Genomic DNA, 10,074 nt, shown 5'->3' on the forward strand with positions numbered 1-10,074 from the left:
GGTCAGCCGCAGCGAGCAGACCTACAGTTCCCGTGAGACCGACGGCCGCCGCACGGTCACGTATGCCAACAGCGACCGCAGTTTCTCTTCCGACCTCTCGGTGGACCACAACGGCATGGTCGTCGACTACCCCGGGCTGGCCTGGCGCTTCTACACCGACGCGTGACGCGGGTTTCGAGCGTCATTCCACCGCGGAATACGCTGGCGGGATGGACCCCGCCGAATGGGAAGAGCAGGTCGCCGCTCTGTGGGCGGACGACACGATCGATGACCGCGAGCGCGTGGACCGCATGCGCGTGCTGGCATCCGCCGCACCTCATCCGTCGCTGGGAGCTTTCGAGCTCGGCGGCGCGTTGGATTCCGCCGGTGAAGAAGCGGATGCCGACGAGCAGTACGCCGCGGCCACAGCGGCGGCCCTGGCAGTCACCGATCCCGCCCGCGCCGCACGGCTCGCGGTGCAGCACGCCTCGACGCTGCGCAACCTCGGCCGCATCGACGAGGCCATCACGATGCTGCAAGACGCCCCGTCGCACGCGTCGGTGGGGTCGGCGCCGGCGGTGTTCCTCGCCCTCGCCCTGCACAGTGCGGGCCGCCACGACGAAGCCCTCCGCGTCGCGATCGAAGCGGTCGAGCCGACACTCCCCCGCTACAACCGGTCGATCCGCGCCTACGCGGCCGCCCTCACCGGCTCCTGACCCGGCGTTGCACACCCCTACGCTGATCGCATGACCACCCTGCTGCGCGCCTGGACCGCGGTCGACGCGCCCGCGCTGGTCGACGCGGTGGCCTCGACGCCCGACCTCGTCACCCAGCTGCCGGTGGAGGAGCTGGCATCCCCCGACGATGCACGTGCGTTCATCGCCCGGTCGCTGCATTCGGGCTCCGCCCAGCGTGTCTGGGTGATCGTCGACGAAGGTGTCCCGGTCGGCAGCGTCGCCCTGACCCACATCGACCGGCGCCATGACACCGCGTGGGTGTCGTACTGGCTGGCATCCGCCGCCCGCGGCCGCGGCCTTGCCACCCGCGCGCTCGCGGCCGCGTCGGATTGGGCGTTCGCAGACGCCGGGCTCTTCCGGCTCGAGCTCGGCCACCGCGTCAACAACCCCGCCTCGTGCAGGGTCGCCACGCGCGCGGGATTCGCACGCGAAGGCCTCGAGCGAGCCAAGCTCCGCTACGGCGAGGAACGCTTCGACGTCGAGCTGCACGCCCGTCTCGCGACCGATCCGACTCCCGACGTCGCCCCGCTCCCCCGCGCCTGAGGCCGCTCTGACACACGCGGCACCGGCGCCCGGCGCATCGCGTCAGCCGCGGAAGAACACCTCGGCCACCCGCTGCAGATCCCACAGGTCGCTGACGCCTGCGAGCTCCCGCGCGGAGTGCATCGACAGAATGGGGATGCCGACATCGACCGTGCGCATCCCGAGCCGGGTCGCGGTGATGGGACCGATCGTCGAGCCGCACGGCACCGCGTTGTTCGAGACGAACTCCTGCGACGCCACCCCGGCGTCGGCGCACCAGCCGTTCCAGGCCGCGGCTCCCACGGCATCCGTCGCGTACCGCTGGTTCGCGTTGATCTTGAGGATGGGGCCCTGTCCCAACTTGGGACGCACCACCGGGTCGTGCTTCTGCGGGTAGTTCGGGTGCACGGCGTGCCCCACATCGCTCGAGACGCACCAGCTGGCGGCCATCGCGCGCAGCTGGGCCTCGCGGTCGGCGCCGAGCCCGAGCCACACCCGCTCCAGCACGTCGGAGAGGAAGGGTCCTGCCGCACCCGACCGCGTGCCCGACCCGACCTCCTCGTGGTCGAACACGGCGAGCATCGCGATGTGGTCGGCGTCGAAGCCGTCTGCCGCGCGCTCCAACGCGACGACGCCGGCGTGGACGGATGCCAGATCGTCCAGCCGCCCGGAGGCGAAGAACACGTCGTCGCGGCCGAACACCTGGCCGCGGGCGGCGTCGGCGGTGACGATGTCGTAGCCGCGGATGCGGGCGGCATCCACCCCCGCCTCGCGCGCGAGTTCACCCAGCAGGTCGGCCGAGTCCGCCTCGCCGAGGCCCCACACCGGCTGTGTCTGCGTCTGCTTGTCCAGCGCCAGGTGGTCGTTGGCCTCGCGGTCGAGGTGAATCGCCAGCTGCGGCAGGCGCAGGAGCGCACCCGTCGCCGTCAGCACCGACGTGCCGTCGTCGAGCACGAGCCGGCCGGCCAGGCGCAGCTCGCGGTCGAGCCACGAGTTCAGCAGCGGGCCACCGTAGACCTCAACGCCCGCCTGCAGCCAGCCGAGCGACCCGGTCGTCGGCTGCGGCTTGAGCTTGAACGCGGGGGAATCGCTGTGCGCCCCGAAGACGCGCACCGGCGTCTGCGCCGTCGCGCTCGTGGGGACGACCCACGCGATCACGGCACCGTCGCGCACGACCAGGAAGCGACCGCCGGCGGCATCCGGCCACGGCTCGGTTTCGTCGAGCCTGGAGAACCCGGCATCGACGAGGCGCTCGGCCACTTCTGTCGCGGCATGGAAGCTCGACGGCGACGCCGCGACGAACGCGGCGAGGTCGTCGGCGTGGGCGAGTGCGTCAGCGGCTGCGGGCACGGCGGGACTCCTCAGATGGCGGGCGGTGCTTCGATCGTAGTTCGCGGGGCATCGCCGGCGTCGTGGCGGTCGGCGCCGGCGCCGGCGGGACCGTCAGCGGATGACGAGCGCGACGGAATCGCTCTGACCGCGGCGCAGCTTCTGACCGGCGCGGATCATCTTGTACTTGATGCCGTACTTGGCGTTGAGCGCCCGGTCGAGGCGCGCCATGGTCGCCTCGTCGTCGTGCACGGTCGCGGTGGCCTCGACCGTGGGGGCGCCGTCGGTGACATTGCCGCGCACGTCGCACGGCGTCAGTGTGACCCGCTCGGTGTGACGCAGCCGCTTGACCTTGCCCGACTGCCCGCCGGTGGTCACGAGCAGCTCATCCCCGTCGGGTGCCGCCCACACCGGCGTGCTCACGGCGACCCCGGTCTTGCGGAAGGTCGTCAGCAGCACGTACTCGGAGTCGGCGATCTCGCTCAGCGCAGGGGACATGGGTCCATTGTCCCCCGACGCCGGACGGAGCCGGGGCCACCCTCCGGCCCGCACCTCCGCCCGTCCCCCAGCCCGCCCCCACGAGAACCAGCAGGGCGATCAGATCGGATGCGCCCCCAGCAGCATCCCATTCGGGTCGAAGGCCCGCTTCAGTTCCCGCAGTCGGACGAGTCCGTCGCCGAAGGCCGGCGCCCGGTCGGTCCCCGGCTCATCCACGAAGGTGAGCGCCACGCCCGTCGACCGCCAGGGCTCCAGCTGCGCCATGCCGGCGCGGACGGCGTCCTCCGCCCCCGGCACCGCCTCGGGCACCGGCGCCACGGCGATGGCATGGGCCACATACTCCCCCGCCACTGCCGAGACGGCACCGCCCCCTTCGGCCGGCCGCGCTGCCGCTCCCCCCAGATGGCGCAGCTCCATGATGAAGATCCCCGGCGTCCCGCTCGCCGCGACGAACGCGTCGACGGCCTCGCCAGGCAGGTCCGCCAGCATCGTCGCGGCCGACACAGACGGGGTGGGCTCGGGCGGGTCCATGTGCACGCCGATGAGCGCCGGCGCCGGGATGCGCGCGAACGTGTCGATCTCGGGAGCGAGCGCCCGCAGCGGGTCCAGCAGCGCGGATGCCGCGGCATCCGTCTCGAGGATCGCCCCGTCGATCACGACCACCGAGCGCCCGCTGAGGAACGGAGGCAACTCCGGCAGGGGCGGCAGGTGCAGCACCCGCAGCGCCGTCGTCGCGGATTCCGGTGCCGTCGCCGTCCATCGCGCCCACGCGTGGGCGACCTCGGCGGTGCGCGTGGCGTCCCACAGCAGCATTCCGGCGAACACGTCGGCGTACGGCAGCAGCGCCAGACGCATCGACACGACGATGCCGATCGCCCCAGCACCGCCGCGCAGCGCCCAGAACAGATCGGGGTTCTCGTCGGCGGCGGCTCGCACGAGCGCACCGTCGGCGGTCACCACCTGCGCCTCCGTCACACTTCCCACAGCCAATCCGTGGGCGCGGGCATAGAAGGACACCCCGCCGTTGAGCGCATAGCCCACCACCGACACGTCACCGGCGCTGCCGTGCAGCGCCGTCATCCCATAAGGCGCAGCCGCAGCCAGCACATCGTTCCACGTCGAGCCGCCGAGCACCCGCGCCGAGCGGGCCTCGGGGTCGATGCTCGCCCCGCGCAGCCGGGAGAGATCGACGATGACGGTGTCCGACAGGTCCGCCCCTCGCAGTGCGGCGGCGCCATGCCCGGTGGACTGCGCCAGCACGCGCAGACCCGCCGATGCGGCGGCGCGCACGACGGCCACCACGTCCTCCGCGCTCTCGGGGCGGGCGACGGCGAGAGGATGCCGGTCGACGGAACGGTTCCAGGCCAGCCGAGCAGCGTCGTACTCGACATCGTCGGCGAGCACGACACGCTCCGCGAGCGCAGCGCGCAGGGCTGCGGCGGGTCCGTCGAGGAGAGGGGCGGGAAGAGTCATATCGGGTGCATTCGGATCGACCGGGTGGACGCCGATGCGCCCACTGAGAACCAGGCCACCCTCGCAGAACCCGCCCGCGCCTGTCACTCCCAGAAGGGTGGGGGGTCTGGCGGTGGCCGGGCGGCGGCGGCACACTGAGCAACATGGCCTCTGCGCCTGCGTACCGTCGTGCCCGCGACGAGATCGATGTCATGTCCCGCGCGGGTTTCGCGCTGCCTGCCTTCGCCGCGCAGGCCATCGACGCGCTCGGCAGGGCGGTGGGGTTCGCGGCATCCTGCCTGTCGACCATCGACCCCACAACCGCGATGGTCGCCGGCGCGCTGAAGACGGGAGCCCTGGCGGATCGCAACGACGGCGACAGGGACTGGGCGCAGATCGAGTACGGCCGCGACGACCCCACCGCCTATCGGGCCCTGCTGGCTCGAGGGGAAGTGGTGGCGACCGCGCACACGGCGACCTCCGGGGTGATCGAGCGCTCCCCGCGGATGAGCGAGCTGATGACCCCGCTGTTCGGGTTCCACGACGAGGCACGCGTGCTGCTGGCGGACCGCACCGGCCCCTGGGGCGGGCTGGCGCTGTTCCGCAGCGCCGATGACCGCCCTTTCACGCTCGCCGAGACGGGATTTCTCGCCGCTCTCGCGCCCGCGCTCACCCGAGGCATCCGCACGGGACTTCTCGCCGGCACCGCGCGGCACGACGAGGCCGCATCGGTCGGCCCTGCCGTCATCGTCGTCGACGCACGCGACCGCATCGTGCAGTGCAGCGATGCCGCCGCAGCGGCGATGAAGCGCCTCGCTGCCGACAGCGCACCGGGCGACCCGCTCGTATCGGTGCAGGCGCTGGTGACGGCGGTGCGCCGGGTGGCCCGCGGCGACGCGGAACGGATGCCACGCCTTCGAATGCGTCGCGGCGACGGGGTGTGGCTGCTGCTCCAGGCGGCACCGCTGGCGGGCGAGGGTCGAAGCGGCGACGTGGTCGTGACGATCGAGCACGCCCACCCGCAGGACGTCATCGACCTGGTCGGCGCCGCCTACGGGCTGACGGCGCGCGAAGGCGAAGTGCTCCGGCTGGTGCTGCAGGGCGCGGACACCCGTGCGATCGCGGGTACCATGCGGGTGTCGCCGTACACGGTGCAGGATCACCTGAAGTCGATCTTCGCGAAAGTGGGCGTGGCGAGTCGCCGCGAGCTCGCCTCCCGGGTGTCGTTCGACCACCATCCGCCGCGCCCGCTGGATCCGCCGGCGTCCGCCGCGGTCCGTCCCCCTGCCGACCGGTGACCGATTCACGGCCTGCTTCCAGCTTCGCGGGACCAAAACGGACCCGGCATCCGTTGCCCCTTATGACGCCGCGACCGATGGCGCCACCCGCGACCACCCGCCGGGCTGAGATACTTCAGACCGACACGAACGAGGAGCACGCACATGACCAGCGGACCCACCGACACCGGAGCCATCACCCGCACGCCCGGCACCGAGACGGCCGTCCTGGCCGGCGGCTGCTTCTGGGGCGTCGAGGACCTCATCCGCCGCCAGCCCGGCGTCCTCAGCACGCGCGTCGGCTACACCGGCGGCCAGAACGACCACCCCACGTACCGCAACCACCCCGGCCACGCCGAGGCGGTCGAGATCGTCTTCGACCCCACCCAGACGACGTACCGCGACATCCTGGCGTTCTTCTTCCAGATCCACGACCCCTCGACCCTCAACCGTCAGGGCAACGACATCGGCACGAGCTACCGCTCGGCGATCTTCCCGCTCACTCCCGAGCAGGAGCACATCGCGCGCGAGACGATCGCCGACGTGGATGCCTCGGGCATCTGGCCCGCCAAGGTCGTCACGACCATCGAGCCGGCCGGTCCCTTCTGGGAGGCCGAGCCCGAGCACCAGGACTATCTGGTGCGCATCCCCCACGGCTACACCTGCCACTTCGTGCGTCCCGGCTGGGTGCTCCCCAAGCGCGAAGACGCGGTGAACTGAGCGGCAACCCCGAGCCCGTCCGCGCCCGTCGGCTACCGGCGCACGCGGCGGGACCCTCCGAGCACCCTGCCGAAGTGCGCCGCCAGCACGAGGGCCATCCCGGTGGCCGCCAGCGCAGCGACGGCGCGCTCGCCGGCGGTACCGCCGCTGCGCTCCATGAGCAGCCGGCCGGCGAAGAGGTTCGCGGCACTCCAGGCGACGTTGACCGCAGGTGAGGACAGACCGACGCCCGGCGGGTCGGAGAACGGCGATGGGAAGGGTGTGCCCTGCACCCCGGCGACACCGTGCGGGACGGCGTTGACGAGCAGGGCGGCTCCGGCGGCGGAGCGCAACAGGTTCAGTGCGGACATGCGCGCCAGCCTAGGGTCGCCGGTCGCGAAGACATCGGGGCTGGCGCCCTCGGTGTGCGGTGACGAGGATGTCACGGTGACCATCCCGCCCCGCGACACCCCCGGCGGCCCCTACGCCGTGACGCTCGTGGTCGACATGCCGGTCACCAAGCTCGAGGCGCTCGAGGTCATCGCCTACGTCGCCGACGCCGAGATCGAGCACGCCGGCACCGCGTTCCCCCGCGTCGGCCTCGCGCCCGGCGCCTGGGCAGAGGTGCAGATCCCGAAGTTCGCCGACCCGCCGCCCTTGGCGATCGACGTGTGTTCGGACGTGTCGGTGGATGCCGCGCGCGCGCAGTCCCACCGGCTGGCCGCCGCCCTCGTGCGGGTGGGGTGGACGGTGCGGCCGGCCCGCGACGGCGAGCGCTGAGCGCCCCACCGCCGCAGGTGGCGGGTCACGGCGAGCGCTCAGCCCCGCGTCACCGCGTCAGAGCCCGACCATCTCGGCGCTGCGCTCCCACAGCATGCGGGCGAGCGCCGGGTCCGCAGCGAGCGGGTTCGTGCGCGCCGGCTTGTTGCGCGCGTAGTAGCCCCCCGGTCGCCAGTCGATGCCGGGCACGCCTGCCGCGAGGAACGTCAGCCGCGACCCGCCCTCGTCGGGCGTGGTGAGCAGCCGCGTCGTGATCGGGTTGGTGTACATGAACCGCCACGGCCCGTCGGAGGCCCCCGCGAAGCTCGTCGCCACGGCACCGGGGTGAAAGGCCACGGCGTGCAGGCCCTCTCCCGAGAACCGGCGGTGCAGCTCCTTCGTGAACAGCACGTTCGCGAGCTTGGCGTTGCCGTAGGCGGCCCCGGCGGAGTAGCGCCGCAGCCCCTGCAGATCCTCGATGTCGAACCGCGCGAACCGCTGCGCGGCCACGCTGGAGGTCTGGATGACCGCAGCACCCGAGTCGATGAGCCGGTCCCGCAGCAGGTTCGTCAGCAGGAACCCGGCCAGGTGGTTCACCTGGAACGTCACCTCGAACCCGTCGTCGGTCAGCTGCCGCGGCCCGAAGATGCCGCCGGCATTGTTGGCGAGCACGTCGATGCGCTCATAGGACTCCCGCAGCGCGGCGGCGAGATCGCGCACCTGGTCGAGGTGCGCGAAATCCGCCAGGTGGAAGGGTGCCCCGATCTCCTCGGCGACCTTGCGCGTCTTGTCGGGGTTGCGCCCGACCACGACGACCCGCTCCCCCGCTGCCTGCAGCTGCCGGGCCGCGGCTGCGCCGATGCCGTCGCTGGCGCCGGTGATGACGATTGTGCGCGGCCCGCCTTCCGCCGCGCGCGCCGACTCAGAGATCGAACTTCTCGTTCTCGCCCTCGAGGCGCTCACCCGTGACCTTGTGCTTGACGAAGGCCAGCACGCTCGCGACCCGGCCGCCCGGGCTGTCCCAGTACTCGCCGCTCTCGGCGTCGACCTTCAGCAGCACGATCTCGGGGTCTTCGGGTCCCTGCGGGAACCAGGCCTCGAGCGCGGGGTTCCACTGTTGCTTGAGCTTGGCGGTGTCATCGACGATCTCGGCGTGGCCCGCCAGCGACAGCCATGCGTCGTTCGAGCTGAACGAGACCCCCACGTGCGGGTCGCGCAGCACGTGCTGCGCCGCCGACGCGTGACGGCCGATCACGAACCACAGGTCACCGTCGGACTCGGTCTCCTGCACCGTCAGCGGGTGCGCGGTGAGCGTGCCGTCTTCGGCGCGGGTGGTCACCATCGCGAAGCGGAACTTCTTGAGCAGCTCATTGAGCTTCTGCAGTTCTCCCGTGTCAGCCATGGGGGCGGTCCTTTCGTCTAAGCGATAAGAAGCGGTAAGCGGCCATCACATCGCGCCCGAGGCCGCCACGGAACCGGTTGACAACCGGAAGCGCGTGCTTCATGGCCGACTCACAGCTCGACGCTGTCCCCACTGGGCACCGGCGTCTGCTGGTACAGCGCGAGCCGCCACTTCCCGTCCCGGCGCACGTAGACGCTGGACATCTCGGCTTGGAACGGCGGCCCGCCCGAGGCGCGGAAGGCGCGTCCCCGGTAGACGAAGGCCGCCGCATCCCGACCGATCTCGATCAGCCGTTCGTCGGTGATCTCGTATGCGGACCATGCCGGCGCGTCAGCGAGGGTGGCGATGACCTGCCCGCGGTCGAGCACCGAGCCGTCGGCGAGCACCATCAGGCCGTCGTCGGTCATCACCGTCCCGTAGAAGTCGCCGCCGCTGCCGTCGCACAGCGACTGCCAACCGGCGTTTTCGAGACGGAGCAGTTCCGAGACGTTGACATCCATGCCGCCAGTCTGCGCATCCCGCCGTCGGGACTCAACGGCCGACGCCCTTTCGGCCACCTGCTCCCGCTCCTAGCCTGGGCGGATGAACCACCGGAGCGCGCGGGGATGAGGGCGGGCGAAGCGGGCGACGCACCGGCATCCGACCCGCGCGCCGCGAAGCCGCGCCTGCTCTACGTCGAGGACGAACCCGAGACGGCGGCGATGGTGATCGAGGTGCTCTCCGACGAGTACGACATCGACCACGCCGCCACCGGCGAGCAAGGGCGGAGCCTCGCGCTCGGGCGACGCTACGACGTGATGGTCATCGACCGACGCCTCCCCGGCATGTCGGGCGTGGACCTGCTGCACGCGGTGCGCACCGCCCGTATCGCCACCCCGGTGATCATGCTCACCGCGCTCGGAACCGTCGCCGACCGTGTAAGCGGACTGGATGCCGGCGCGGACGACTACCTCGTGAAGCCGTTCGACTTCGCCGAGCTGCGCGCGCGCCTGCGGGCCGTCCGCCGCGGACGCGGGCCGGCCGACCGCCGGGAGCTGGGCGATTGGGTCTTCACGCCGGGAGCCCAGGCGCTGTACTCCCCCGCCACCGGGCGGGTCGCCCTCACCCAGGCCGAGACGGCGCTGCTGGAGCTGCTCACCTCCAGCCCCGAGCATGTCTTCACCCGCGAGGAGATCGTCGACGCCGTCTTCCCCGGCGGCTCCGCCGCCACCGTCGACACGTACGTGCACTACATCCGCCGCAAATCCACCCCCGAGATCATCGAGACCGTCCGCGCCCGCGGCTACCGTGCGGGAGCCCCCCGATGAGCAGGCGGAGGGATGCCGCGACCGCCGCCGACCGCCGGCGGGTGAACCAGGCCGCGCTGCGGGCGGGCCTGTGGGTGGGGCTGGCCTCGGCGGCCGTCGTCGCGATCATCACG

14 protein-coding genes are annotated in these 10,074 nt (G+C 72.1%); 7 read left to right on the forward strand and 7 right to left on the reverse strand.

What is annotated here, in order from left to right; genetic code table 11:
- The 3 genes from NQ160_RS25000 to NQ160_RS12235 form a co-directional block, all read left to right on the forward strand.
- Positions 1-166 (forward strand): putative glycolipid-binding domain-containing protein (locus NQ160_RS25000; RefSeq protein ID WP_374113653.1); only part of this gene is annotated, 166 nt, incomplete at its 5' end.
- 43 nt (positions 167-209) lie between these two features.
- Entirely contained in the window at positions 210-695 is a 486-nt protein-coding gene (locus NQ160_RS12230) for a tetratricopeptide repeat protein (RefSeq protein ID WP_257515507.1), read from the forward strand.
- Between the two features lie 30 nt (positions 696-725).
- Positions 726-1,259 (forward strand): GNAT family N-acetyltransferase, encoded by a 534-nt coding sequence (locus tag NQ160_RS12235; RefSeq protein ID WP_257515508.1) that lies wholly within the window; start codon positions 726-728, stop codon positions 1,257-1,259.
- Between the two features lie 42 nt (positions 1,260-1,301).
- On the opposite strand, the gene NQ160_RS12240 is transcribed toward NQ160_RS12235, so the two are convergent.
- From NQ160_RS12240 to NQ160_RS12250, 3 genes are all read right to left on the reverse strand, one after another.
- Positions 1,302-2,588, reverse strand: coding sequence for a M18 family aminopeptidase (locus tag NQ160_RS12240; RefSeq protein ID WP_257515509.1), 1,287 nt, complete (start codon positions 2,586-2,588; stop codon positions 1,302-1,304).
- A 93-nt stretch (positions 2,589-2,681) separates the two neighbouring features.
- Positions 2,682-3,065, reverse strand: coding sequence for a PPOX class F420-dependent oxidoreductase (locus NQ160_RS12245; protein ID WP_257515510.1), 384 nt, complete (start codon positions 3,063-3,065; stop codon positions 2,682-2,684).
- Between the two features lie 99 nt (positions 3,066-3,164).
- Positions 3,165-4,538, reverse strand: a complete 1,374-nt coding sequence (locus NQ160_RS12250) for an FAD-binding oxidoreductase (RefSeq protein WP_257515511.1) — start codon at positions 4,536-4,538, stop codon at positions 3,165-3,167.
- 143 nt (positions 4,539-4,681) lie between these two features.
- Here NQ160_RS12250 and NQ160_RS12255 point away from each other — a divergent pair, with 143 nt between their 5' ends.
- Positions 4,682-5,815, forward strand: coding sequence for a helix-turn-helix transcriptional regulator (locus tag NQ160_RS12255; RefSeq protein WP_257515512.1), 1,134 nt, complete (start codon positions 4,682-4,684; stop codon positions 5,813-5,815).
- A 144-nt stretch (positions 5,816-5,959) separates the two neighbouring features.
- Entirely contained in the window at positions 5,960-6,514 is a 555-nt protein-coding gene (gene msrA / locus NQ160_RS12260; protein WP_257515513.1) for a peptide-methionine (S)-S-oxide reductase MsrA, read from the forward strand.
- 32 nt (positions 6,515-6,546) lie between these two features.
- Here msrA and NQ160_RS12265 read toward each other — a convergent pair whose 3' ends face one another.
- Positions 6,547-6,864 carry a hypothetical protein gene (locus NQ160_RS12265; protein WP_257515514.1) on the reverse strand — a complete coding sequence of 106 codons (318 nt, stop codon included), beginning with the start codon at positions 6,862-6,864 and terminating at the stop codon, positions 6,547-6,549.
- A 76-nt stretch (positions 6,865-6,940) separates the two neighbouring features.
- On the opposite strand from NQ160_RS12265, the gene NQ160_RS12270 reads away from it, so the two are divergent.
- Positions 6,941-7,273: a hypothetical protein gene (locus tag NQ160_RS12270; RefSeq protein ID WP_257515515.1), complete on the forward strand. Its 333-nt coding sequence runs from the start codon at positions 6,941-6,943 to the stop codon at positions 7,271-7,273.
- Between the two features lie 57 nt (positions 7,274-7,330).
- Here NQ160_RS12270 and NQ160_RS12275 read toward each other — a convergent pair whose 3' ends face one another.
- The 3 genes from NQ160_RS12275 to NQ160_RS12285 form a co-directional block, all read right to left on the reverse strand.
- Positions 7,331-8,182 carry an SDR family NAD(P)-dependent oxidoreductase gene (locus tag NQ160_RS12275; protein ID WP_257515519.1) on the reverse strand — a complete coding sequence of 284 codons (852 nt, stop codon included), beginning with the start codon at positions 8,180-8,182 and terminating at the stop codon, positions 7,331-7,333.
- Positions 8,175-8,654 (reverse strand): pyridoxamine 5'-phosphate oxidase family protein, encoded by a 480-nt coding sequence (locus NQ160_RS12280; protein WP_257515516.1) that lies wholly within the window; start codon positions 8,652-8,654, stop codon positions 8,175-8,177. The genes NQ160_RS12275 and NQ160_RS12280 overlap by 8 nt, the downstream gene beginning before the upstream one ends.
- 110 nt (positions 8,655-8,764) lie before the next feature.
- Entirely contained in the window at positions 8,765-9,154 is a 390-nt protein-coding gene (locus NQ160_RS12285; RefSeq protein ID WP_257515517.1) for a nuclear transport factor 2 family protein, read from the reverse strand.
- 105 nt (positions 9,155-9,259) lie between these two features.
- On the opposite strand from NQ160_RS12285, the gene NQ160_RS12290 reads away from it, so the two are divergent.
- Positions 9,260-9,961: a response regulator transcription factor gene (locus NQ160_RS12290; RefSeq protein WP_257515518.1), complete on the forward strand. Its 702-nt coding sequence runs from the start codon at positions 9,260-9,262 to the stop codon at positions 9,959-9,961.
- Positions 9,962-10,074 lie beyond the last annotated feature (113 nt).

This window comes from Microbacterium sp. zg.Y909 (assembly GCF_024626565.1).